Below are 25463 nucleotides of genomic sequence, written 5' to 3'. Positions count from 1 at the left end.
GAACAACACCGTCCAGCCGCATCAGCGGTGGCCGCAGCGCGACTTGCGCCAACAGTCTATAATGACTTAATGTTTTCTAGTAGGAGTGCCTGATATGAATGCCGTCGCTGAAATGCAAGATGTGATCCCTTCCCCTATTATCTTTACCGATAGCGCCGCTGAAAAAGTCGCGCAGCTGATCGAAGAAGAAGGCAATCCCGACCTGAAATTGCGCGTATTCGTGCAGGGCGGCGGCTGCTCCGGCTTCCAGTATGGCTTCACCTTCGACGAAATCGTCAACGAAGATGACACCACCATGGTCAAGAACGGCGTCCAGCTGTTGATCGATTCCATGAGCTACCAGTACCTGGTCGGCGCGGAAATCGACTACAAGGATGACCTGGAAGGCGCGCAGTTCGTGATTAAAAACCCAACCGCTACTTCTACCTGCGGTTGCGGTTCGTCTTTCTCCGTTTAAGCATAAACTGGGCAAGTAAGAAAATAGCGGATCATCGATCCGCTATTTGTGTTTCTACGCCGGCTTAGCTCGGATATAAGGCGCCCAGTACCCTCAGCCCCTGCGCTCCCGTTACGGCCGGCAAGTTGCCCGGCTTGCGCTGCGTAAAGCGCCAGGCTAGCCAGGCAAAGGCCAGCGCCTCGACCTGGCTGGGTGCCACGCCCAGCGCTGCCGTCGATTCCACTGCCATGCCCGGCAATGCACGGGTCAGCGCCGCCATCAGGCTGGCGTTCTGCGCGCCGCCGCCACATACATACACGGTTTCCGCCTGCGCCCCGTCGCGTAGGATGGCGTGCGCCAGGCTGGCCGCCGTCAGCTGAGTCAACGTTGCCTGCACGTCGGCGGGCAGGGCGGCTGGATGGCCGGCCAGCTTGACGTTCAGCCAGTCGGCATGGAACAGGTCGCGGCCCGTGCTTTTCGGCGCCGGCAAGTCAAAATACGGTTCATTGAGCAATTCCGCCAGCAGGGCGGGGATGACCTGGCCTGTCGCTGCCCAGGCGCCATTGGCGTCGTAGGGCTGGCTCAGGTGCTGCAGGACCCAGCCATCCATCAGCGCATTGCCGGGGCCCGTGTCGTAGCCCGTCACCGTGCCGTCCGCGTGCAGCACGCTGATATTGCTGATGCCGCCGATATTGGCCAGCACGCGCGTGTGGCCGGGCACATTGAAAATCGCCTGGTGAAAAGCGGGCACCAGGGGCGCGCCCTGGCCGCCGGCCGCCACGTCGCGGCTGCGCAAGTCGGCGATGACGTCGATGCCCGTCAGTTCGGCCAGCAAGGCGGGGTTGTTCAGCTGGCGCGTAAAGCCCAGCTCGGGGCGGTGGCGGATAGTCTGGCCATGCGCGCCGATGGCGGTGACGGCATCCGGGCCGATGCCCGCGTTGCTCAGGAGCTGTGCGACGCAGTCGGCGTAATGGCGCACGAGCTGGTTTGCCGCCAGCGCTTCGCGTTCGATTTCATTCTGGCCGGCACTTTGTAGCGCCATCAGATCGTCGCGCAGGGTGGCGGGGAAGGGAATGTAGGCATCGCCGAGGCTGCGTGTGCCGCCATCATCGGAAAAGTCGACCAGCGCGCCGTCAACGCCGTCCAGGCTGGTGCCAGACATCAGACCGATATACAGCATGGGTATTCCTTGAGTGCGTAAGTGATGGGGTGCATTGTGCCGCATTTTCCTGTTCAAAAAATAAAGGCACCGGCCATCTGCATGGGCGGTGCCTTTATATATTGCCCGAAGGCAGTGGTACTTAGCGCGAAGCCAGTGCCGTGTCGTTCGGACGCAGCAGGGTGAAGCGGTGCATCATGTCGGCCGATACCATGCGGAAGCGGCTCAGCTCGGCGGCCGTCAATGGCGCCTGGGCTTGTACGTTCAGCTTGCTTGGATCTTGTGCCACGCCGCCGACGCGGAATTCATAGTGCAAATGCGCGCCCGTGGACCAGCCGGTGGTGCCGACGTAGCCGATCACATCGCCCTGGCTGACTTTTTGACCTTTTTTCAGACCCGAAGCGAAGCGGCTCATGTGGGCGTAGGCGGTGCTGTAGTTGGCCCAGTGTTTCAGGACAACAACATTGCCATAGCCATTTTGGCTGCCGACGGAATCGACCACGCCATCGCCCGAGGCGCGGATAGGTGTACCCGTTGCTGCGGCGAAATCGATGCCTTTGTGCGCTTTCCAGTTGCCGGAAATCGGGTGCACGCGCATGGAGAAGCCGGATGAGATGCGGGAGAATTCGAGGGGGGATTTCAGGAAGGCTTTTTTGAGGGACTTGCCGTCGAAACTGTAGTAACCGCCGCCTTGCTTGCTGGCTGGGTCTTCGAACCAAACGGACTGGTAAGTAGTGCCGCGATTGGTGAATTCACCGGCCAGGATGCGGCCCGCTCGGACAAATTCGCCATCTTGCCAGAATGTTTCGTAGACAACATTGAACGAGTCGCCGCGTTTCAGGTCGGAGCGGAAGTCGATATTGGTGGAGAACATTTCCACGATTTGCGCGGAAATCGAGTCTGGCAGGCGGGTGCCGTCCAGGCTGGAATCGGTAGCGGCAAACAGGGTGGAGGTAATCTTGCGCGCGTGCATTTCAACGCGGCGTTCCAGCTGGGCTGCCACTTCCGTAGCCACGAACTTGTCGCCCTTGCGGGTGATCAGGATGTTCTTGACCGATTTGTCCGTGCCGTCGACGAGGGTGGCGCGCATCCAGTTGAGGTCGCCGTTTTCGGTCGTTTGCGCTTGCACGCGCTTGCCCGATTTCAGCAACATCACGCCGCGCGCGATCTTGTCGGTTTTAATGAAATTGGCGGCCGCCTGATCATCCACGCCGAGACGGGTCAGCAGGGTGGCGAGGGTATCGCCAGCGCGGACTTTTTCTTCGTGGGTGAAATTCTGGTCTACCTGTTCCATCGCGGAAATTTGCGAGGCGAGATCAGGCATTTCCAGGTTTTGGGCGATGGACGTGACCGGCAAGTCCGATGCGTCGGGCGCCATGGGCGACACAGCGACCGCGCCGAAGGCGGCCACGGCGAGCAGCACCGCGGACGCACCAATAATGCGTGCCTTGCGGGTCGTCGTCAGCTGTGTGTACAAGCGTGAGCCTGTGATTTTATGTATAGGGTTCATGCAATCAGTTAAAATTTGCCCTTGAACGTGACCTGAGCTAGCGCTCTTTGTTATTGTTATTTTGATTCGTTTTCATACGGCAAGATTGATGGGATCGAGCATTATAACAAACTCCGCAAACCTACTACCATTTTGAGATCTACAGTCAAATTTTATGGAAATCAACACCACCGCATCGCCTACAAAGGCTAACGCCGCTCAGACCGCGCTTCCGCTGTCTGACAGAGTACAAGAAGCCCTCGCGATTACCAAGCGTGGCGTCGACGAACTATTGATCGAAAGCGAATTTGCGCAAAAATTAGCACGCTCCGAGAAAACCGGTGTTCCGCTGCGCATCAAACTGGGCCTGGACCCGACCGCACCCGACTTGCATCTGGGCCACACTGTCGTCCTGAACAAGATGCGCCAGTTGCAAAACCTCGGCCATCAAGTCATTTTCCTCATTGGCGACTTCACGTCCATGATCGGCGACCCTTCGGGCCGCAACGTCACGCGCCCACCGTTGACCAAGGAACAGATCGAGATTAACGCGATGACGTATTTCGCGCAAGCATCTTTAGTGCTGGACGCCAGCAAGACTGAAATCCGCTATAACTCCGAATGGTGCGATCCGCTGGGCGCGCGCGGCATCATCCAGCTCGCTTCCCACTACACGGTGGCGCGCATGATCGAGCGCGACGATTTCACCAAGCGCTTCCAGGGCGGCATTCCTATTTCCGTCCATGAATTCCTGTACCCGCTGATGCAAGGCTACGACTCGGTGGCCCTGAAATCGGACCTGGAACTGGGCGGCACGGACCAGAAGTTCAACCTGCTGGTGGGCCGCGAACTGCAAAAGCAGTACGGACAGGAGCAGCAGTGTATTTTGACCATGCCGCTGCTGGAAGGTTTGGACGGCGTGGAAAAAATGTCCAAGTCGAAGAATAACTACATCGGCATCACGGAACCGGGCAACACCATGTTTGCCAAGCTGATGAGCATTTCCGACGTCATGATGTGGCGCTACTACGAGCTGCTGTCGTGGCGCTCGATCGCCGAACTGGCCCAGCTGAAGCGCGAAGTCGAGGAAGGCCGCAATCCGCGCGACGCCAAGGTTGCGCTGGCGCAAGAGATCGTCGCCCGCTTCCACTCGCAGCAGGCAGCCGAAGATGCGCTGGCCGACTTCGTCAACCGCTCGAAGGGCGGCATCCCCGACGATATCCCGGAAGTGAGCCTCGCTGGCGCACCGCTGGGCATCCCGCAATTGCTCAAGCAAGCCGGCCTGTGCCCATCCACGTCGGAAGCCATGCGCAAGATCGACCAGGGCGGCGTGCGCATCGACGGCACCGTCATCAGCGACAAGGGCTTGCAAGTGGGAGCCGGTCAGTTCGTGTTGCAAGTTGGCAAGCGCAGCTTTGCGCGCGTCACCTTGACGGCATGATCGCGCTGCTGCAGAGAGTCACGCAGGCGAAGGTGGATGTCGATGGCGCCACCATCGGCGCCATCGGCGTCGGGCTGATGGTGCTCGTGTGCGCCGAGCGGGGCGATACGGAGAAGGAAGCGGACGCCTTGCTGACCAAACTGCTCGGCTACCGCGTGTTTGCCGACGAGGCGGGCAAGATGAACCGCAGCGTGACGGACGTGGCAGGCGGCTTGCTGCTGGTGCCGCAGTTCACCCTGGCGGCCGACACCAAGTCCGGCACGCGCCCGTCGTTTACGCCGGCCGCCGCGCCGCAGGACGGCTTGCGCCTGTTCACGCATTTCGTGGACCAGGCGCGCAGCCGCCATGCAGGCGTGCAAACGGGGCAGTTCGGTGCCGACATGCAAGTGTCGCTCACCAATGACGGCCCCGTCACATTCTGGCTGCAAGTGAACGCCAAATAAGCGTCAAACAATAACTATAAAGAGGAGCAAGCGATGAAATTGTGGAGCGAGACGTTTCGTGATGGCGGCCTGATGCCGGCCGACTATGCTTTTGCCGAGATCGATCCGGCCAGCCGTGTGCGCCTCGCTGGCAACCGCAATCCCCATCTGGCCTGGGACGATGTGCCCAACGGCACCGAGTCGCTGGCCCTGTTCTGCATCGACCCCGATGCGCCGCAGGATGCCCGCCTGGCCAATGTTGAAGGCCAGGCCCTGTCGCTGACGGCGCTGCGCGGCGACTTTTATCACTGGAGCTTGCTCGACTTGCCTCCGGCCATGCGGGTTATTGCCGCCGGAGAATTTTCCAGCGGCATCACTCCCCGTGGCAAGGCGGCAGGTCCCGGGTTGCGCCAGGGCATCAACGATTACACGGGCTGGTTTGCCGGCGATGCCGCCATGGCCGGCGATTACTACGGCTATGATGGTCCGTGCCCGCCGTGGAATGACGAGCGCATCCACCACTATATTTTCCGCCTGTACGCGCTCGACGTGCCGCAACTGGCTTTGCCCGAGCGTTTCACGGGGCAGCAAGCCCATGCCGCCCTGTACGGCCACATCCTCGATGAAGCCCAGCTCGTCGTCGCCTATTCGCTCAATCCCGAGTTGGCACTTACTCTGAAGAAATAACGCATGAGCACCACGATTTTATTGATACGCCATGGCGAGACGGCCTGGAATGCGGGCCGTCGCCTGCAGGGCCATATCGACATCGCCTTGAACGAGGCGGGCCTGGCGCAAGCGGCCGCGCTGGGACAGGCGCTGGCGGACGAACCGCTGGCCGCCATCATTGCCAGCGACCTGCAGCGCGCGCAGCAGACGGCGCAAGCCGTGGCTGACGTGAACAAGCTGCCAGTGCAGACTGACCCCTTGCTGCGCGAGCGCTGCTATGGCGCTTTCGAAGGCTTGTTGTATGCGGACATCGCCGCGCGCTATCCGCACGAGTATGCGCAATGGCAATCGCGCCAGATCGACGCCGTGATGCCGTCGGGCGAGCGCCATGCCGAAAGTTTCCGCCAGTTCTATGCGCGCGCGAATGGCGCCATCGCCCGCTGGGCGCAGCAGCATGACGGCAAGACGATCGCCATCGTGGCCCACGGCGGCGTACTCGAGTGCGCTTACCGCGAGGCGGTCGGCATGACGCTCGACAGTCCGCGCGACTTCCAGGTCAAAAATGCCAGCGTCAACCGGTTTTCTTACGCCGACGGCAAGCTGCATTTAGTGCACTGGGGAAATATCGAGCACCTGAGCGCGCCCGCGATGGACGAGCTGGGCTAACAGCGCTCCAAGCGGCCCCATCGCCACTCTGACGCACTGAGCTAAAAAAATAGTGCTTATTAAATAGGCAGGGAATCGGTTAAAATAGCAGGTTCCTCCGTCCATTCCAGGTTCCTCAGTGCAAATCGGCCCTCACATTCTGCGCAACAACGTTTTCGTCGCTCCCATGGCGGGCGTGACGGATCGGCCTTTCCGCCAGTTGTGCAAGCAGTTGGGTGCCGGCTACGCCGTGTCGGAGATGGCGGCGTCGAATCCGCGCCTGTGGGCGACAGAAAAAAGCGCGCGGCGCACGGACCACGAAGGCGAAATGGAGCCGAAAGCCGTGCAAATCGCCGGCGCCGATCCGCAAGACCTGGCCGATTGCGCCAAGTTCAACGTGGACCGGGGCGCGCAGATCATCGACATCAACATGGGTTGCCCTGTGAAAAAGGTGTGCAACAGCTGGTGCGGTTCGGCCCTGTTGCAAGATGAAAGCCTGGTCGAAAAGATATTGCACGCCGTCGTCAACGCCGTCGACGTGCCCGTCACCCTGAAATTTCGCACGGGCTGGAACCGTTCCAACAAGAATGCCCTGACCATCGCCCGCATCGCCGAGCAAGCCGGCATCCAGATGTTGACCTTGCACGGACGCACGCGTGCCGATGGCTACAAGGGCGATGCCGAATATGAAACCATTGCCGCCGTGAAAGCATCAGTGGGCATCCCCGTGGTGGCCAATGGCGACATTACCAGTCCGGAAAAGGCCCGCTTTGTGCTCGATCAAACGGGCGCCGATGCCGTCATGATCGGCCGCGCGGCGCAGGGGCGGCCGTGGATTTGCCGCGAAATCGACCATTTTTTGCGCACCGGCACCTTGCTGCCGGCGCCGTACGTGGATGAAGTGCGCACGCTGATGGACGAGCATTTGCGCGCCCATTACGCGTTTTACGGTGAATTTCTCGGCGTGCGCACGGCGCGCAAGCACATCGGCTGGTACGTCAAGGATCTGGAGGGCGGCGAAGCGTTCCGCCAGCAAATGAACTTGCTGGAATCGACGGATGCGCAATTGCTGGCCGTCGATCAATTTTTTGAGTCGCAATGGAAATTTGGCGAACGGTTACAATACCGCCTCTCCGAATCCAGTGAAAGTGGCCTTATAGAAGCGGCCACGGCAGCATGAGCAGATAGCAAGGTAGTGGCATAAGTTATAAGTAATAGTGATCAGCAAGAGTGAAAGAAGTACAAGGGCGAGCGCCTATACAGAGCGTCATGCAATATTAATTACAACACCGAGGCAAGAGGGCAGCACGCGGACCGCATGAGCGACGCGGCGCCGGATGGCCAGGTGTTCAGCCGGTTGAAGCATACAAATGAGCAAAGAAAGCATTCAGGAAGTCGTACAGAAAAGTCTAGAAGATTACTTCAATGACCTGGGCGAACAGCAAGCATCGAATATCTACGACATGGTCGTGTTGACCGTGGAAAAGCCCATCCTGGAAGTCGTGATGACACGCGCCGATGGCAACCAGTCGCACGCCGCGCAGATGCTGGGCATCAACCGCAATACCCTGCGCAAGAAATTGCAGGAGCACGGTTTGCTGTAATGCCGGCATGCAAGTGACGCCAAGATTTGAATCCGCCGCAGCGGGCCCAGCTTCATAGCTGACCGCTGCGCCATTCGCCAAGAACACTTAACCACCTAGCCACAGCCATGATCAAACAAGCTCTCCTCTCCGTTTCCGACAAGACCGGCGTTCTCGAATTCGCCCGCGCCCTGTCCGCCCTCGGCGTCAACCTCCTGTCCACGGGCGGCACCGCCAAACTGCTGGCAGACAACGGTGTTCCTGTCACGGAAGTGGCCGATTACACGGGTTTCCCGGAGATGCTCGATGGCCGTGTGAAAACCCTGCACCCGAAAGTGCACGGCGGTATCCTGGCGCGCCGCGATTTCCCTGAACACATGTCGAAACTGGTCGAGCACGACATGCCGACCATCGACATGGTGGTGGTCAACCTGTACCCGTTCCAGGGCACGGTCGCCAAGGCCGATTGCACCTTGGAAGACGCGATCGAAAACATCGATATCGGCGGCCCGACCATGCTGCGTTCGGCGGCCAAGAACCACAAGGACGTGGTCGTCATCTGCGACCCGACCGACTACGACGTGGTACTGGCGGAAATGCGTGCGGCCGATGGCAAGGCAGGCGACGTCAGCTACGACACCAAATTCATGCTGGCGAAAAAAGTCTTTGCGCACACGGCGCAATACGACGGCGCCATCACCAACTACCTGACGAGCCTGGGCCCGACGAAAGTGCACGCCGAGCGCGGCACCTATCCGCAAATCCTGAACGTGGCCTTTGAAAAAGTGCAAGACATGCGCTACGGTGAAAACCCGCACCAGAGCGCCGCCTTCTACCGCGACCTCGTCACCACCGACGGCGCGCTGGCCAACTATCGCCAGCTGCAAGGCAAGGAATTGTCGTACAACAACATCGCCGACGCCGATGCGGCCTGGGAATGCGTGAAGAGCATGGGCGGCTTCGAGCAAAGCGCCGCTTGCGTCATCGTCAAGCATGCGAACCCATGCGGCGTGGCCCTGGGCAAGAATGCGGCGGAAGCGTATGCGCGTGCCCTGCAGACGGATCCGACCTCGGCATTCGGCGGCATCATCGCCTTCAACACGGAACTCGACGGCGCCACCGCCGGCGAAATCGCCAAGCTGTTCGTGGAAGTGCTGATCGCCCCGTCGTTCTCCGCCGAAGCGAAACAGATTCTGTCGAGCAAGCAAAACGTGCGCATGCTGGAAATCCCGCTGGGCAGCGGCGTGCACGCCATGGACTTCAAGCGCGTCGGTGGCGGCTTGCTGGTGCAATCGCCGGATGCGAAAAACGTCGGTATCGGCGACTTGCGCGTGGTCAGCAAGCTGCAGCCAACGCCGCAGCAACTGGCCGACCTGATGTTCGCCTGGAAAGTGGCGAAATTCGTCAAGTCGAACGCCATCGTCTTCTGCGGCAATAACATGACCCTGGGCGTGGGCGCTGGCCAGATGAGCCGTATCGATTCGGCCCGCATCGCTTCCATCAAGGCGCAAAACGCGGGCCTGTCGCTGACGGGCTCCGTCGTGGCGTCGGACGCCTTCTTCCCGTTCCGCGATGGCCTCGACGTCGTCGTCGACGCGGGCGCGACCTGCGTCATCCACCCGGGCGGCTCGATGCGCGACCAGGAAGTGATCGATGCGGCGGACGAGCGCGGCGTGGTCATGCTGTACACGGGCACGCGTCACTTCCGTCATTGATATCGATAGAGAGAGTAGGTCGGATTAGCGGGGCCGAAGGCCGCGCGTAATCCGACAAGCGCAGTTGGCAACGCATGTCGGATTACGCGTACCGCTAATCCGACCTACAGCTACTCGATAAAGTACTCAGCGGCAGGCACCGGTTATTCACCGGTGCCTGCCGTATTCATTATAGAATCTGGCGATGATTATTCTTGGCATCGATCCTGGCCTGCGCACGACCGGCTTTGGGGTCATTGAAAAACACGGCAACAAGCTGCGCTATATCGCGTCGGGGACCGTCAAGACGGGTTCCGAAGGGGAATTACCGCCGCGCCTGAAGGTCATCCTGCGGGGCGTGAGCGAGATCGTCGGCACCTACCAGCCCGATTGCGCTGCTATCGAAAAAGTGTTTGTCAACGTCAATCCCCAATCGACCTTGCTGTTGGGCCAGGCGCGTGGCGCGGCCATTTGCGCGCTCGTGCATGCCGACCTGTCGGTGGCCGAGTACACGGCGCTGCAAGTGAAACAGGCTGTCACGGGCCACGGCAAGGCGGCCAAGGAGCAGGTGCAGGAAATGGTGTCGCGGCTGCTGTCCTTGCCCGGCTTGCCCGGCTCGGATGCGGCCGACGCGCTGGGCGTGGCCATTTGCCATGCCAACAGCATCGATGCGCTGGCCATGATCGGCGCGCTGGCGCCACAACTGCAGGGCTTGCGCATGAAGCGCGGCCGTTTAGTTGGATAATCACTCTGAAATTTAACATTAGGAACACGCGATGATAGGCCGTCTCTCCGGTATTTTGCTTGAAAAGAATCCGCCACAATTGCTGGTCGATTGCCAGGGCGTCGGCTATGAAGTCGACGTGCCGATGAGCACCTTTTACAACTTGCCACACGTGGGTGAAAAAGTCGTGCTGTTCACGCACCAGGCCATCCGCGAAGATGCGCATTTGCTGTTTGGCTTCGGCAATGCGGCCGAGCGGGCCGTGTTCCGCCAGTTGATCAAGATCACGGGCGTGGGCGCGCGCATGGCGCTGTCGATTCTTTCCGGCATGACGATTGCCGATCTGGCGCAGGCGATTACCCTGCAGGATTCCGGCCGCCTGGTGAAAGTGCCGGGCATCGGCAAGAAGACGGCCGAGCGCCTGTTGCTGGAATTGAAGGGCAAGCTGGGTGCCGATATCGGTGCCGGCGGCGCGCATGCGGCGCCCGACGCGCAATCGGATATCCTCAACGCCCTGGTCGCGCTCGGTTATTCGGACAAGGAAGCGCTGGCCGCCGTGAAGAACGTGCCGGCTGGTACAGGCGTGTCGGACGGCATCAAACTGGCGCTGAAAGCGCTGTCGAAAGGCTGATAGGGCATGAGCATCCAGACCGACAGCTTCACGGAACAGCGCATCATCGACGCGGCGCCCATCTCGCACAACGAAGAGGCGATCGAACGGGCCTTGCGTCCCAAGCAGCTCGACGAGTATGTCGGGCAGGAAAAGATCCGCGACCAGCTCGAGATTTTCATCACGGCCGCGCGCCAGCGCAAGGAAGCGCTCGACCACACCTTGCTGTTCGGCCCGCCGGGCCTGGGCAAGACGACCCTGGCGCACATCATCGCGCGCGAAATGGGCGTCAATTTGCGCCAGACCTCGGGCCCCGTACTCGAGCGCCCGGGCGACCTGGCGGCGATTTTGACGAACCTGGAAGCGAACGACGTCCTGTTCATCGATGAAATCCACCGGTTGTCGCCGGTCGTTGAGGAAATTTTATATCCGGCGCTTGAGGATTATCAAATCGATATCATGATCGGCGAAGGCCCGGCCGCCCGTTCCGTGAAACTCGATCTGCAACCGTTTACCCTGGTCGGCGCCACCACGCGCGCCGGCATGCTGACGAATCCGCTGCGCGACCGCTTCGGCATCGTCGCGCGCCTGGAGTTCTACAACACGGGCGAATTGACGAAGATCGTCACGCGCAGCGCGGCCTTGCTGAAAGCACCGATCGACCCGGAGGGCGCGATTGAAATCGCCCAGCGCGCCCGCGGCACGCCCCGCATCGCCAACCGCTTGCTGCGCCGCGTGCGCGATTTCGCGGAAGTCAAAAGCAATGGGGAAATCACCAAGGTGGTGGCCGACCGCGCACTGGCCATGCTTGACGTTGATTCCGCCGGCTTCGACGTGATGGACCGCAAGCTGCTCGAAGCCGTGCTGTTCAAGTTCGGCGGCGGTCCTGTCGGCATCGGCAACCTGGCGGCGGCCATCGGCGAAGCGGCCGATACCATCGAAGACGTGCTGGAACCGTATCTGATACAGCAAGGTTTCTTGCAGCGCACGCCCCGTGGCCGTGTCGCCACGCCGGCTGCCTATTTGCACTTCGGCGTCAGCGCGCCGCGCATGGGCCCGGGCGGCGAAGCGTGGGAACTGTGATGGCGCAGGAAGGTATGCTGGGCATGCAAATCTGGATCGACGCCGACGCCTGTCCCGTCGTCATCAAGGAAATTTTGTACCGCGTGGCGGACCGCCTGGAGCTGCCGCTCATCCTGGTCGCCAACCAGGGCTTGCGCGTGCCGCCCTCGCGTTTCATCCGCACCGTGCAAGTGCCGTCCGGCGCCGACGTGGCCGACCAGGAAATCGTGCGTTTGTTGAATCCCGGCGACCTCGTCATCACGGGCGACATCCCGCTGGCGGCCGACGTCCTGACCAAGGGCGGTTTCGCGCTGAACCCGCGCGGCGAGTTCTACACGAAGGATAATATCGCCCAGCAACTGACGATGCGCGCCTTCATGGAAGAATTGCGCAGCGGCGGCGTGGACACGGGCGGCCCGGCCGCCTTCAGCCAGTCCGACCGGCAACAGTTCGCCAATAGCCTGGACAGGCATCTGAGCAAGCATCACCGCAAGCCAGCCCCGGCGCAGTAATTCGCGGACGAAAAAAAACCGGCGCAAGCCGGTTTTTTACGTGCATGTAACTTAGCGTGCAACTTTGCGCGTGCCCACCACTTCCACCGTCACACGGCGGTTCTTGGCGCGCCCGGCGGCACTTGTGTTGTCGGCCACCGGCTGCGTTTCTCCCTTGCCTTCCGTGTAGACACGGTTCGTTTCCACGCCTTGCGCCACCAGATAGGCCTTGACGGCTTCGGCGCGGCGTTGCGACAGTTTCTGGTTGTAGGCGTCAGGGCCGACGGCATCCGTATGGCCGACCGTGACGATCACTTCCAGGTCCATGCCTTGCAATTGGCCCAGCAGCTGGTCCAGCGCGGCCTTGCCTTGCGGCTTGAGCGCCGATTGATCGAAATCAAACAACGCTTCCGAGGCAAACGACACTTTTTCCGACACGGGCGCTGGCGCCGGTGCGGCCACGATGACGGGGGCCGGCATCGCGACGACCGGGGCGACTTCTGGCGCCGGCTGGTAGGCGGGCGTGGCGCTGGCCGGGCGGCCCAGTTTATACACGAGGCTGACGGAATACAGGTCCGCATCGCCCCGGTTGCCGACGGCGTCGTTCAAGCGATAACGCTCGACTTCGCCGCGCAGGGCCAGCGCTTCGCTGAACTTGTATTCGAGGCCCAGGCCCAGCTTGGCATTGAGCTTGCGCTCGCTGGCATGGGTATTGGTCGAACCCAGCAGGCGGTTGCCGCTGAATTCCGTGTTGGTCTTGGTGTAGTGCATGCCGACACGGCCCAGCAAGGACAGGCGCTGCGACAGCGGCAGCTGGCCCAGCAAGTCCAGATTCACGCCGCGGAAGGCCGCTTGCCCGTTCAGTACGCCGTTGCCGTTGGTGGTCGACTTGAAATCGAACTTGCCCAGGTCAAAGTAACCGGCTTCCACGGCGAAATACTGGTTCAGCTGGCGGCCGACAAACAGTTTATAGCCGGTGTCGCGCTGGTCCTTGCTGAAGCCGGTGACGCTTTCGCCGTTGGCGGCCAGGCTGGCGCGCAGGCGCGGCTCGTCGATGGTGGCGCGCGACTGGCCCACGCCCGCGCCAATGTACCAGGCGCTGTTGGCCCAGTCCGGGTTGATGAAGGTGTTGTCCTGCGCCTGCGCCGATTGTGCCGCCAGCAAGGCGCCGGTCATGACGCTCAGGGCGCCCAGTGTGTGTGCGATAGTCATGGTCATGTCCCGGTTATTTGGTGATCTGGTTGTTGCGCAGGGTAACGGCGGCGGCCGTCAGCACGCGGCCATTGAGCAGGGTCGTGTTGTCGCCCACCGTGATGGCGGCCGACTGGCCCAGGATATTGCCCTTGAAGACGCTGTTCGCGGCCAGGGTGGTCGGGCCGACGGGCAGCCAGCTGACGTTGTCGGCCGTGGCGCCATTGTTCAGGGCAACCACCGAGTTGACGGTCGAGTTCAAGGTCAGCGCCGTGCGGAAGATGTACACGCCGGGACCGTTCAGGGTCAAGGTACCCGTGATGCTGATGGCGCCCGCATAGCAATACACGCCGGGGCCGAAGGTCTGGCCGCCGAGGTCTATGCCGCCGGCAAAGCTGACGTCGCAAGTGCGGCTGTTGCCGTCCGTGATCGCCGTTTGCAAATCCGTCATCGCGCCGGCCAGGATGGCGCCCGACTTGTAGTTGGTAAAACCAGCTGCCTGGGTCGGATCGACCGTTTGCGAAGGCGAACCCACGTCGCCCGTGATCAGGGTCGTGCCGCCCGAATTGTTCGTGATCGAGGTGCCGGCCAGCACGCCGAACGATGCGGCGCGGCCCAGGATGATCGGATTGAGGACGGGCGGGATGGCGACGGCAGTGACGGTCAGCAGCGCGCTGCCCGACTGGCCGCCGGCCGTGGCCGTGATGCTGCTGGTGCCGGCGGCGATGCCGGTGGCGACGCCCGTGTTCAGCACGCTGGCATTGGCAACGGTGCCCGACGTCCAGGCGGCGCTGTTGGTGATGATGGCGTTCGAGCTGTCCGAGTACGTTGCGGTGGCAATGAATTGCTGCGTGGCACCGACAAAGATGCTGGCGGTGGCCGGCGTGACGGCGATGCTGGCCAAGGTAATGGCAGGGACGGTGACGGTGGTGCTGGCCGTCTTGCCGTTGAAGCTGGCATTCATGACGCTGGTACCAAAGGCAACGCCGGTGACGAGGCCGCCGTTGGCGACGGTGGCCGAGGCTGGCGTGGCGGACACGAAGCTGCTGCCGGACGTCACGTCAGCGCTGCTGCCATCCGAATACGTAGCAAGGACGGCCAGCTGGCGCGTCGCGGCGACGGGGATGATCGGGTTTTGCGGCGTGACGGCGATCGACAACAAGGTCGCTGGCGTGACGGTCAGCACGGTGCTGGCCGTGAGCGCGCCCGTGGTGGCCGTAATCTGCGTCGTGCCGGCAATCTTGCCCAGCGCCAGGCCGCCAGCGGCGATGCTGGCCGTGGCGGGACTGGCCGAGGCAAATGCCGACACGGCCGTGACGTCGTGCGTGGCGCCGTCGCTGAAGCTGCCCGTCACCGTGAATTGCTGCGTTGCTGCGATGGCGATCGATGGCGCGAGCGGCGTGATGGCAATTGCCGTCAAAGTGGCGGGCGAGACGGTCAACTGGGCCGCTGCGCTCTTGCCGCCAAATGCGGCGCTGATGCTGCTGCTGCCGGCAGCGATGCCGGTGCTCAAGCCTGTGGCGGCATTGACTGTCGCGCTGGCTGGCGTGGCCGACGTCCAGGCCGACTTGGCGCTGACATCTTGCGAGGAGCCGTCGCTATACGTGGCGATGGCCGTGAATTGCTGGCCCGCACCGATAGCAACCGTGGCCGTGGCTGGCGTGACGGCCAGGCTGGACAGGGTGGCAGCCGGCAAGCCGAGGATAGGATCGCGTCCCTGGTCGCCGCCGCCGCAGCCGGCCAGGGCGGTCATGGCCAGCAGGCCTGCCGAGACGATCAGCGGGTTCAGATATCGCTTGAAGAGATTCATAGTGTTCCTTTGTGCATGGCAGTCATTGCCGGTCATCCGCGGATGAGGTCATCCGGCAGAGCCATGCCGCCTGTCGCTACAGGGCGATGGCGTCACAGGCATGCACTATTTCATTTAGGAAACTTCAAGTATGTTCGGTGGCGCGCATAGGCCCCTGGCGTTCGGAGATAGGGTCAAAAAAACGCGATTCGGCCTGGAAAACAACGGCCGTGTGCGGAAAATAGACGCAAAAAAGCCGGCGCTAAGGCCGGCTTTATCAGGGCAGGGGGGAGCTTACTCTTCGCGCACCCACGTCTGCGAGCGGCCAAACATCGGCACGCCGACATAGCCGCGCACTTGCAGCTTGGTGCCGCCTTCCGTCAGTTCCGCCTTGCTCTTGTAGGTCTTGCCATTGGCCGGGTCCGTGATTTCGCCGCCCGTCCATTCCTTGCCGTCATATTTCAGGCCGGACAGGATCACCATGCCGACGATGGGCTGGTCTTTCTTGGCGCCCGTGCACTTGTCGCACTTGGGATTCTGGTCTTCGTCCGGGCCGCGGAACAGCTTGTCGATCTTGCCTTGCAAGACGCCGTTGCTTTCCGTGATGACGATGAGGGATTTCGGCTTGCCGCTCGCGTCGTCGATGGTTTTCCATGTACCGACGGGGGTGAAGTTGCCGTCGCGCGCGGTGGCGCTGCCGGCGATGGCCAGGGCGGCCACCAGTACGCTTGCTTTGAATACTTTATGCATCGCTAGTCTCCATTGGTTTTTTGATCGTGTCACGAACAGTTATATACCAAGGCAAGACCAGCAGTGCTGCGCGGCGTCACGGATGACGCCGCGCAATCCTTCCAAACTTGCCTTATGCGCTGGCTAGTTTAGCAAACTGTTCGCGCAGTTTTTCAATTGTCGCCGAAAAACTGAGCAAGCGCTCGTTTTCTTGCGCAACGATGGCGGCAGGGGCGCGTGCGACAAAGCTTTCATTGCCCAATTTGCTGTTGACTTTGGCAATTTCCGCTTCAATACGGGCGATTTCCTTGCCCAGACGCTCGCGTTCGGCAGCCACGTCGATTTCCACTTTCAGCATCAGCTTGGTGGTGCCGACGATGGCGACGGCCGCTGGCGAGTCCGGCAGCGCATCGACGATCTGCACGTCGGCCAGCTTGCCCAGCGACTGGATGTACGGTGCGTACGATGCCAGCGCTTCTTTCTCGCTGGCATTGCCCGCTTCGACGATCAGCGGCACGCGCACGGAAGGCGAGATCTGCATTTCGCCGCGCAGGTTGCGCGTCGCGTCCGTCAACGCTTTCAGCTGCTGCATCCACGCTTCGGCCGCTTCATCGATCTTGTCGGTGTTGGCGATCGGGTACGGCTGCATCATGATGGAGTCACCCTCAGCTTTGAGCGTTTTGCCAGCCAATGGCGCCACCGTCTGCCACAGGGCTTCCGTGACGAACGGGATGATCGGATGGGCCAGGCGCAGCACCACTTCCAGCACGCGCAACAGGGTGTGGCGGGTGGCGCGCTGCTGGCCTTCCGTTCCTTGCTGAACTTGCACCTTGGCCACTTCCAGGTACCAGTCGCAATACTCGTCCCAGACGAATTTGTAGATGGTGGCGGCGATATTGTCGAAGCGGAAGTCTTCAAAGCCCTTGGCCACGTCCAGCTCCGCCTTCTGCAGCAGCGAGATGATCCACTTGTCCGCTTGCGACAGGTCGGCGTCGTTTGCGGTGCAGTCCTTGCCTTCCGTATTCATCATGACGAAACGGGTGGCGTTCCACATCTTGTTGCAGAAGTTACGGTAGCCTTCGCAGCGGCCCAGGTCGAAATTGATGTTGCGGCCCAGCGAAGCGTAGCTGGCCATGGTGAAGCGTACGGCGTCCGTGCCGTAGGCCGAAATGCCTTCCGGGAATTCCTTGCGCGTTGCCTTGGTGATCTTTTCCGCGTCGCGCGGGTTCATCAGGCCCGTCGTGCGCTTGACGATCAGGTTTTCCAGGTCGATGCCGTCGATCAGGTCGATCGGGTCCAGAGTGTTGCCCTTCGACTTCGACATTTTCTGCCCCGTCGAATCGCGCACGAGACCGTGCACGTAGACGGTTTCAAACGGCACCTTGCCCGTGAAGTGCGCCGTCATCATGACCATGCGCGCCACCCAGAAGAAGATGATGTCGAAACCGGTGACCAGCACGGACGATGGCAGGAAGGCCTTCATGTCAGGCGTTTCTTCAGGCCAACCCATGGTAGAGAACGGCACCAGGGCCGACGAGAACCAAGTGTCGAGCACGTCGTCGTCGCGCTTCAAAGGACCGGTGCTGCCGGCGGCCTGCGCCTTGGCGATGGCTTCCGCTTCCGTCTTGGCGACAAAAATATTGCCCTTGTCGTCGTACCACGCCGGGATTTGATGGCCCCACCACAGCTGGCGCGAGATGCACCAGTCCTGGATGTTGTTGAGCCACTGGTTGTAGGTGGTGCTCCAGTTTTCCGGCACGAACTTGATTTCGCCGTTGGCGACCTTGTCCAGCGCCGTTTCGGCGATCGATTTGCCTGGGAAGAACGTGCCTTCCGGGGCTGGTTTGCTCATGGCGACAAACCACTGGTCCGTCAGCATCGGCTCGATGACAACGCCCGTGCGGTCGCCGCGCGGCACCATCAGTTTGTGCGGCTTGACTTGCTCCAGCAAGCCTTGCGCGTCGAGGTCGGCGACGATCTGCTTGCGCGCGGCAAAGCGGTCCATGCCGCGGTAGGCTTCCGGCGCGTCATCGGTGATCTTCGCGTCCAGCGTCAAAATGACGATCTGCGCCAGTTTATGGCGCTGGCCCACGGCGTAATCGTTCATGTCGTGCGCCGGGGTGATCTTGACGCAGCCCGTGCCGAATTCCTTGTCGACGTATTCGTCGGCGATGATGGGGATTTCGCGGTCCGTCAACGGCAGTTTGAGCATCTTGCCCACCAGCGGCAGGTAGCGCTCGTCCGTCGGATCGACGGCCACGGCCACGTCGCCCAGCATGGTTTCAGGACGGGTGGTGGCCACCGTCAGGAAGCCGCTGCCATCGGCCAGCGGGTACTTGATGTACCACATGGAGCCGTCTTCTTCCTCGGACACCACTTCCAGGTCGGACACCGCCGTGCCCAGCACGGGGTCCCAGTTGACCAGGCGCTTGCCGCGGTAGATCAGGCCTTGCTCGAACAGACGCACGAAGACGTCGGTGACGACTTTCGAGCGCGGCTCGTCCATCGTGAAGTATTCGCGCTGCCAGTCGGCCGAAGCGCCCAGGCGGCGCATCTGGCCGGTGATGATGGAACCGGATTTTTCTTTCCATTCCCACACTTTTTCCACGAATTTCTCGCGGCCCAGGTCATGGCGCGAAATCTTTTGCGCGTCCAGCTGGCGCTGCACGACGATTTGCGTGGCGATGCCCGCGTGGTCGGTGCCGGGAATCCAGGCTGTGTTGTGGCCCAGCATGCGGTGGTAGCGGGTCAGGCCATCCATGATGGTCTGGTTGAACGCATGGCCCATGTGCAGGGTGCCGGTGACGTTCGGCGGCGGCAACTGGATGCTGAAGGAAGGTTTTCCGGCATCGAGGGTGGCGGTGAAGTAACCGCGCTGTTCCCACTCGGTGCGCCAGAATTGTTCAATGTCGGCGGGCTCGAAAGACTTGGCTAATTCCATGATTTGGCGTGTGATTGGCAAAAGGAACCATTATAAGGGGTGCATAAAGCATGCGCAGCAAATAGCGGGCCTGGATGGCCCGAAAAGCCGCGCACGATTGCGCAATATTGCTTCATTGTATTTTTTCTAAGCTATCATCTTTGCAACATTATTTGAAAGCTTAGGCAATCATGAAAAAATTGTGGCAATTGGCCGTGCTCGGCGCCGGATGGGCTGCCGGTGGCGCGTGCGCCGGCGTCCCGGAGGGGATGGCGGCTCTGCAGGATGGGCGCTGCAGCAAGGCCGTGGCGCAATTGCGCGGACCGGCGCAAGGTGGCAATGTCGAGGCGCAAAAAGTCCTCGCCGATATCTACATGGGCGAGAAAGGATGCCGGGACGTGGAGCGCAGCGAGGCCGAAGCGGAGCGCTGGTATCTGCTGGCGGCCAAGGGCGGCGATCGCGCCGCGCAGGAGGCGCTGGTTTTCATGTATGCATACGCGCCGGGCCGCATGCTCAATCCATCGCGCGCGCGGCCCTGGTTGGGCGTCATGGCCGCGCAGGGTGAAGGCAAGCCGCTGCAGGAACTGGCACAAATGTATGAGCGGGGCGAAGGCGGGCCGGTCGACAGGGTGCTGTCGTATGCACTCAACCTGCTGGCGCTGCAAGACAAGGAGTGGAGCGGTGCGGCCGCGATGGAGAAGTCCCTGCCGGCGCGCCGTGACAGGATGTCGCCGGACCAGGTCGACGAGGCCGTGCGCCTGGCCGGCCTTTGGCAGCGCGGCGCGCCTCTGCCGGCGACGTCGCAGACGGGACAGCGTTCGCCGCAGGATTGGTACCGCCGCGCCGCCGAGGGTGGCGACATGGAAGCCGCCTACCAGCTGGGTTTACTGTGCTGGAAAGGCACGGGCGGCCTGGATGAAAAGCAGGCCGCCCGCTGGCTGCGCAAGGCCGCCGAAAGCGGTATTGCCAAGGCCCAGCTGCAGCTGGCTGTGCTGTATGGCGAGGAGGCGGGCGTGCCGCAGGACTATGTGCTCGCGTCCATGCTGAGCCAGTTGGCGGCGGCGGGTGGCGCGGCGGGCGCTGGCGACGCCGTGGCCCGCTGGACAAAGAAACTGAATGCGGCGCAACAGGCCGAGGCGCAGCAGCTGGTGCGGGCATGGAAGGTGGGCATGCCGTTGCCGCTCGTCTCGGTGCATGGCATGGAACGCTTGATCAATTATGTGCGCGAGGCACGCAACAAGCTGCCGCCGACGCCAGAGGTGACGGCGCTGTTCAAGGCTGCCAAAGAGGGCGACGAAGCTGCCTTTGGCAAGCTGCTGGCCGGCGTCGCCGAGCCGGGCGCCTATGCGCTCGACAGGAGTCCCTTGCTGAACTATTTGATTTCGCCTCCATCGAGCATGTACGAAGCCGAAGCGGCATGGCTGAATGCGCAAACCCGGCAGGACGACGATCAGCAGCGACTGGCGCAGGCGCCGCTGCAGGCGCGCCGCCAGGCGCTGCGTGAGCAGTACGCCGCGCTGTTGCCCGCCAAGCTGCGCATGATGACACTGCTGTTGCAACGCGGCGTGCCGCTCGGCGAAGGCGATACGCTTTACCACGCCGCACCGCTGCATCTGGCTGCCCTGTACGGCAATGCCGCAATGGTGCGCCTGTTGCTGGCGCATGGCGCCGATGTGCGGCAATACGGCGGCGAAAACCACACGCAGGCGCCGCTGGAATACGCCTTGCAGCAGGAGGATGCGGGCATCTTGCCGGAATTGGTCGACGCGAAAGAACGTACGGCCAGCATGATCGCCATGCTCGACGCAGGCGCGGGCCGGCCCTATTTGCTGGTAGACCAGTACCTGGCAGAGAAAAAGGCCAAGAAAGGCGGGGCTGCGCAGCCAGCGGAACGGCCGCTGGCCGATTCTTTGCTATGGGGACCCTTGCTGCGCCTGACGCGCGGCACCGAAGTGCTCGATAAAATGCTGGCCACCGGCACCACGCCAAATACTGATGAGCAGGAAAAGTCGCTGTACGCCTATGCCGCCGAAGCGGGCAACGCCGGCGCGCTGGACTGGCTCAAGCAGCGGGTGCCCCGGCATGACGCGAAGGGAAATGACCGCTGGCTCGACGCTGCGATGCGCGCCATGTACAACTACCAGCCGACGTCCGAGGACGTGCTGCGCCAACTGGTGGTGCCCGGCATGCCATGGCAGCAAGTCGGACCCGCCGCCGAAGTTTCTTACAAGGGACAGCAGGCGGCGCTCGATTCGCGGCGCCTGGAAAAGGAGACGCTGCTGTGGCATGCGGTGCGCAGCCAGCGGCACGACTGGGTCGCCCGCTTGGCCGCGATGGGCGCGCCCATCGTCACCGGCGGTTATCTGCCGCCCTTGCTGGCGGCCGTCGAAAATAGCGACGCGGCGATGGTCAAGCTGTTGCTGAGCCTGGGCGCCGATCCGCTGGGCGGCGAGTTCCCCGTGTTGAAGATGGCGCGGGACCGGGAATCGACGCCGGAAAATAAAGCGGTGCTGAGCTTGCTGAAGGCGGCCGCCGCGGCGCGCAAGCCTGCGGCAGCCGCACCGTTGCTGCAATAGCATTTGCCTGGTCGGCATGCGTCATCTTGCCCGGCGACAACGCCGTGTTTTGGCGGCCTGGCGAGTCGTTTTCCTGCAACAGAACGGGGGGTAGAGGTGCTGCCGATGCTATAATGCCGGCCTCGGCGCCTCCTGCCCCATCCTTGCGGACGGCGCCAGCAGACGCGGTTGTATCAACGTTTCATATCCAACACTCGTCCGCGTCTCACGGCCAGCGCATCTGCGATGCCAGCCACTTTCAGAGCGTCCCCTTCGGGCCGGGCGCCTGAGCCACGCGCACCGCCAGCGGTGCACCATTCACGGCGGAATCAACGCGGCTCATTGCACGCCGCTGCCGCCACAGCTTAGCCAGGAATCTTGCTGCCTGGTCCGTCGTCTTTCGATACGGCACTCCCCAGCGCGCCTTGGCGCCTGTGGCCGCGCCATGGCCGCGCGCTTTCTTGGTTTCGCTTATACAAGGAAACCCGCATGAAAAAAATCTCGATCACGATGGCACTCGCCACCCTGGGGGCCTTGCCTGCCGCCCACGCCCAGTCGTCCGTCGACCCGTCTTCAGTCACCCCGTCGTCAGTCACCTTGTATGGATTGATGGACGCCGGCCTGGTGCAGGAAGGCGGCGTCAGCAAGCTCACCAGCGGCATATCGGCTGGCTCGCGCCTGGGCTTGCGCGGCACCGAGTCCCTGGGTAATGGCTTGCAAGCCGTGTTCACGCTGGAAGCGGGTGTCCTGAGCGACACGGGCCGCTCCGACCAGGCGGGGCAATTGTTCGGCCGCCAGGCGTTTGTCGGCATCGACAGCCCGCTGGGCATGCTGACCGTGGGGCGCCAGTACAACCTGCAAAGCCAGGCGCTGACCGACGTGGCCGACCCGTTCGAAGGCGGCTTTGCCGGCGCGGCAACCAACCTGGCCGGTTATTCGGCCACGCGCATCGACAATACCGTGCGCTACACCTCGCCTGAAATGCGCGGCGTGACGGCCACCGTCATGTACGGCTTTGGCGAACACACGGGTGTGGCGGCCGACCAGCGCTCGCTGGGCCTGGGCCTCGGCTATGTGAACGGTCCGCTGACCTTGCGCCTGGCGCGCCAGAGCCGTGCCGGCGAGCCGGGCAAGGCCGACGTGAACAACACGATTTTGGCCGGTAACTACAACTTCGGCGTGGCCACGGCGTTTGCCGGTTATGGCCGCAACACGGGCGACGGCAGCACCATGTTCTTCGGGGAAAACCCGTACGGCGCGGCGCAGGCGCCGGCCCAGTCCACGGACAGCCGCGACGCCATCGTCGGCGTGTCCGTGCCGCTCGGCGCGGCGACCTTGCTGGCTTCGTACGTGCACAAGGATGACCGCGACGCCGCCAACCGCGATGCGCGGCAGCTGGCTGTCGGCGCCACGTATGCCTTGTCCAAGCGCAGCAAGGTGTATGTTGCTTATGCGCATATCCGCAACCGCAACGACGCCGCCTACATGGTGGGCAATGCCACGGAAGTGGGCACGGGCAACCGCGCCTTCAACGTCGGCTTGCGCCACGCGTTTTAAACCTTGGTCTAGGCGGGCAGCATGCTGCCTTCGTGCAGCAGCGTTTCGAAGGCGGCGGCGGCCAGGGGGCGGCTGAACAGGTAGCCCTGCATCTGGTCGCAGCCGTGCTGGCGCAGGAAGGCCAGCTGCTGTTCCGTTTCCACGCCTTCGGCGATGACTTTCAGGCGCAGGCTGTGCGCCAGCGAAATGATGGCGCGCACGATGGCCGCGTCGTCCATGCTGTGCGTGATGTCGCTGACGAAGGTTTTGTCGATTTTCAGCACGTCGATGGGGAAGTGGCGCAGGTAGGCCAGGCTGGAATAGCCGGTGCCGAAGTCGTCGATCGACAATTGCACGCCCAGCGCCTTCAGCTTGGCCATGATGGTCGTGGCTTGCTCCACGTCATGCATGACCATGCTTTCCGTCAATTCCAATTCGAGGTGGGCCGCGGCGAGTCCCGTGTCCGCCAGCACCTGCGCCACCGCGTGCAGCAAATTCTTTTGCTTGAATTGCCGCGCCGACAGGTTGACGGCCAGGCGCAGCGGACCATGGCCGGCCAGTTGCCAGGCGCGCGCCTGGGCGCATGCCGTGCGCAGCACCCAGTCGCCGATCGGCGTGATCAAGCCCATTTCCTCGGCCAGTCCGATGAAGCTGGCAGGCGGAACACGCCCCAGCTGCGGATGTTGCCAGCGCAGCAGCGCTTCCATGCCCACCACGGCGCCGCTGGCCAGGTCCAGCTGGGGCTGGTATTCGAGGTGGAACTGCCCCCGTTCCAACGCGTGGCGCAACTCGCTTTCCAGTTCCAGCCGCTCCAGGGTGCCCGCATTCATGCTCGAGGCATAGAATTGCCAGTGGCCCCGTCCCTGTTCCTTGGCGCGGTACATGGCGATGTCGGCATGCTTGATCAGGGTGTCGGCATCGCCGCCATCGTCGGGATACACGGCCACGCCCATGCAGCAGCTGAGAAAAAATTCATATTCGCCCAGTTGCAGCGGCTGCGTCACGGCGTCCTGGATGCGCTGCAGGATGGCGGCGCCCGGTTCGCCATTGCCATGCTGGGGCAGCAGCAGCACGAATTCGTCGCCGCCCAGGCGCGCCACCGTATCGACTTCGCGCGTGGCGCCGCACAGACGCTCGGCCACGCTTTTCAGCACCAGGTCGCCCGCGTCGTGGCCCAGGGTATCGTTGACGAATTTAAAGCGGTCGAGGTCGATGAAGACCACCCACAGGGGCAGGCCGCTGCGCCGCGTCACGGCCATCGCCTGCTCCAGCCGTTCGCGCAGCAGGGCCCGGTTGGCCAGGCCCGTCAGGATATCGTGCCTCGCCTGAAATTCCAGTTCTTGTTCGAAACGCATGACGCTGCTGATGTCGTATTGCGCCACGACAAAGTGGCTGAGCGCGCCATCGCCATCGTCGCGCACGGGCGCGACGAACAGCTCGCTCCAGTAGCTGCTGCCATCCTTGCGGAAATTGCGCACGATGGCCTTGCCTTCGCGCTGTTCGCGCAGGGCCGCCGTAATGGCGTGCATGTCTTGCCGCCCTTGTTCGGGACCTTGCAAGTCTTCCAGACGCTGGCCGATGACTTCGCCGGCCGCATAGCCGGTGATGCGCTCGAAGGCGGGGTTGACGTACTCGATCAGGTAGCCTGGCGCGTCGGCGCTGCACAGGATGATGGCGTTGGCCGACACTTCGATGATGCGTTCGCGCAGCCGTAGCGACTTTTCATTGTGCATGCGCGCGGCGATGTCTTCGGACAGGCGCAAATTGGCAAACTGCAGCGCCGCCGTGCGTTCGCCCGTGATGCGGGCAATCACGGAATTGCGCGACACCAGCTGATACACGTATGCGGCCGCCAGCAGGCTCGACAGCATTCCACCCAGCAGCACATACAGCGAGCCGCGATGGCTGGCGTCCAGGCCCATGCCTTTGGCTGGCAGCAGGGCGGCGCCCAAGGTGTGGCCGCTGGCGTGGTACTGCAGCAGCAGCCGGGCGCTTTCCGCCTCGATCTGGCGCGCCGAGGCGTAGCACAGGGCCGTCAGGCACAGCCCGAACGCGAGGGTGAGCAGGGCCGAGGTGGAAACGGAAATGGAGATGCGTTTGAAGAATGATTGCATGGTGGTCCCGTGGCAGCGCCGGTGCCGATCCATGATCAGCCAGGCCGGGCAGTGACTGACTGTAGGGGGCGCGGCGAAATGCCGTCCGTTCGCTACCGAACGGACGGCCATGCCGATAGGAAATATAGTCGGGTCACTGTGCCAGCGCTGTGTTACGCTGCACCACATGGCGCCCCTCGTTCGGACGCCTTTCAACTATCCCCT

The 25463-nt window shown here is 62.4% G+C and carries 21 protein-coding genes; 14 read left to right on the top strand and 7 right to left on the bottom strand.

All coding sequences use genetic code 11. The features are described from left to right. The first annotated feature begins 94 nt into the window (after positions 1–94). The gene (gene erpA, locus KO538_RS25140; protein WP_029496047.1) at positions 95–457 is read left to right on the top strand and encodes an iron-sulfur cluster insertion protein ErpA; all 363 of its coding nucleotides are present in this window, start codon (positions 95–97) and stop codon (positions 455–457) included. 64 nt (positions 458–521) lie between these two features. On the opposite strand, the gene KO538_RS25135 is transcribed toward erpA, so the two are convergent. Next, entirely contained in the window at positions 522–1616 is a 1095-nt protein-coding gene (locus KO538_RS25135) for an anhydro-N-acetylmuramic acid kinase (RefSeq protein ID WP_219330013.1), read from the bottom strand. A 121-nt stretch (positions 1617–1737) separates the two neighbouring features. Continuing rightward, the gene (locus KO538_RS25130) at positions 1738–3105 is read right to left on the bottom strand and encodes a M23 family metallopeptidase (protein WP_034749221.1); all 1368 of its coding nucleotides are present in this window, start codon (positions 3103–3105) and stop codon (positions 1738–1740) included. A 154-nt stretch (positions 3106–3259) separates the two neighbouring features. Between KO538_RS25130 and tyrS the strand changes: the two genes are divergently transcribed. The 11 genes from tyrS (at position 3260) to KO538_RS25075 (ending at position 12446) form a co-directional block, all read left to right on the top strand. After that, positions 3260–4525, top strand: coding sequence for a tyrosine--tRNA ligase (tyrS, locus tag KO538_RS25125; protein WP_219330012.1), 1266 nt, complete (start codon positions 3260–3262; stop codon positions 4523–4525). Next, positions 4522–4968, top strand: coding sequence for a D-aminoacyl-tRNA deacylase (gene dtd / locus KO538_RS25120; RefSeq protein ID WP_219330011.1), 447 nt, complete (start codon positions 4522–4524; stop codon positions 4966–4968). The genes tyrS and dtd overlap by 4 nt, the downstream gene beginning before the upstream one ends. Before the next feature lie 33 nt (positions 4969–5001). After that, a complete protein-coding gene (locus KO538_RS25115; protein ID WP_219330010.1) occupies positions 5002–5634 on the top strand; it encodes a YbhB/YbcL family Raf kinase inhibitor-like protein in 633 nt (210 codons plus the stop codon). Positions 5635–5637: 3 nt separating this feature from the next. Then, on the top strand, positions 5638–6282 hold the full coding sequence (locus KO538_RS25110; RefSeq protein WP_219330009.1) for a histidine phosphatase family protein: 645 nt from the start codon (positions 5638–5640) through the stop codon (positions 6280–6282). 118 nt (positions 6283–6400) lie between these two features. Continuing rightward, positions 6401–7441, top strand: coding sequence for a tRNA dihydrouridine synthase DusB (dusB, locus tag KO538_RS25105; RefSeq protein ID WP_072456748.1), 1041 nt, complete (start codon positions 6401–6403; stop codon positions 7439–7441). 190 nt (positions 7442–7631) lie between these two features. Beyond that, positions 7632–7865 (top strand): helix-turn-helix domain-containing protein, encoded by a 234-nt coding sequence (locus tag KO538_RS25100; RefSeq protein WP_008445162.1) that lies wholly within the window; start codon positions 7632–7634, stop codon positions 7863–7865. A 107-nt stretch (positions 7866–7972) separates the two neighbouring features. Continuing rightward, entirely contained in the window at positions 7973–9559 is a 1587-nt protein-coding gene (gene purH / locus KO538_RS25095; RefSeq protein WP_070301635.1) for a bifunctional phosphoribosylaminoimidazolecarboxamide formyltransferase/IMP cyclohydrolase, read from the top strand. A gap of 184 nt (positions 9560–9743) precedes the next feature. After that, positions 9744–10283 (top strand): crossover junction endodeoxyribonuclease RuvC, encoded by a 540-nt coding sequence (ruvC, locus tag KO538_RS25090; RefSeq protein WP_219330008.1) that lies wholly within the window; start codon positions 9744–9746, stop codon positions 10281–10283. A 31-nt stretch (positions 10284–10314) separates the two neighbouring features. Then, complete coding sequence (gene ruvA, locus KO538_RS25085; protein WP_034749203.1) at positions 10315–10893, top strand: Holliday junction branch migration protein RuvA; 579 nt, start codon at positions 10315–10317, stop codon at positions 10891–10893. 6 nt (positions 10894–10899) lie between these two features. Next, entirely contained in the window at positions 10900–11955 is a 1056-nt protein-coding gene (gene ruvB, locus KO538_RS25080) for a Holliday junction branch migration DNA helicase RuvB (protein ID WP_046683444.1), read from the top strand. 23 nt (positions 11956–11978) lie between these two features. Next, positions 11979–12446: a YaiI/YqxD family protein gene (locus tag KO538_RS25075; RefSeq protein WP_034749529.1), complete on the top strand. Its 468-nt coding sequence runs from the start codon at positions 11979–11981 to the stop codon at positions 12444–12446. A gap of 51 nt (positions 12447–12497) precedes the next feature. On the opposite strand, the gene KO538_RS25070 is transcribed toward KO538_RS25075, so the two are convergent. The 4 genes from KO538_RS25070 to KO538_RS25055 all read right to left on the bottom strand — a co-directional run bounded on the left by KO538_RS25070 (position 12498) and on the right by KO538_RS25055 (position 19075). After that, positions 12498–13637, bottom strand: a complete 1140-nt coding sequence (locus tag KO538_RS25070) for an OmpA family protein (protein WP_219330007.1) — start codon at positions 13635–13637, stop codon at positions 12498–12500. A gap of 13 nt (positions 13638–13650) precedes the next feature. Then, positions 13651–15426: an ice-binding family protein gene (locus tag KO538_RS25065; RefSeq protein WP_257620571.1), complete on the bottom strand. Its 1776-nt coding sequence runs from the start codon at positions 15424–15426 to the stop codon at positions 13651–13653. A 273-nt stretch (positions 15427–15699) separates the two neighbouring features. Further along, complete coding sequence (locus KO538_RS25060; protein ID WP_034749198.1) at positions 15700–16155, bottom strand: DUF2147 domain-containing protein; 456 nt, start codon at positions 16153–16155, stop codon at positions 15700–15702. A gap of 112 nt (positions 16156–16267) precedes the next feature. After that, positions 16268–19075 (bottom strand): valine--tRNA ligase, encoded by a 2808-nt coding sequence (locus KO538_RS25055; RefSeq protein WP_219330006.1) that lies wholly within the window; start codon positions 19073–19075, stop codon positions 16268–16270. A gap of 170 nt (positions 19076–19245) precedes the next feature. Here KO538_RS25055 and KO538_RS25050 point away from each other — a divergent pair, with 170 nt between their 5' ends. Then, complete coding sequence (locus tag KO538_RS25050; protein ID WP_219330005.1) at positions 19246–21630, top strand: ankyrin repeat domain-containing protein; 2385 nt, start codon at positions 19246–19248, stop codon at positions 21628–21630. Positions 21631–22098: 468 nt separating this feature from the next. Continuing rightward, entirely contained in the window at positions 22099–23166 is a 1068-nt protein-coding gene (locus tag KO538_RS25045; protein ID WP_219330004.1) for a porin, read from the top strand. Positions 23167–23174: 8 nt separating this feature from the next. On the opposite strand, the gene KO538_RS25040 is transcribed toward KO538_RS25045, so the two are convergent. After that, positions 23175–25259 (bottom strand): bifunctional diguanylate cyclase/phosphodiesterase, encoded by a 2085-nt coding sequence (locus KO538_RS25040; protein WP_257620570.1) that lies wholly within the window; start codon positions 25257–25259, stop codon positions 23175–23177. Positions 25260–25463 lie beyond the last annotated feature (204 nt).

This window comes from Janthinobacterium sp. NKUCC08_JDC, from assembly GCF_019345575.1.
GTDB lineage: Bacteria > Pseudomonadota > Gammaproteobacteria > Burkholderiales > Burkholderiaceae_D > Janthinobacterium > Janthinobacterium aestuarii.
Note: the sequence above shows the minus strand (reverse complement) of the source record. Positions and strands in the feature narration are given on the sequence as shown.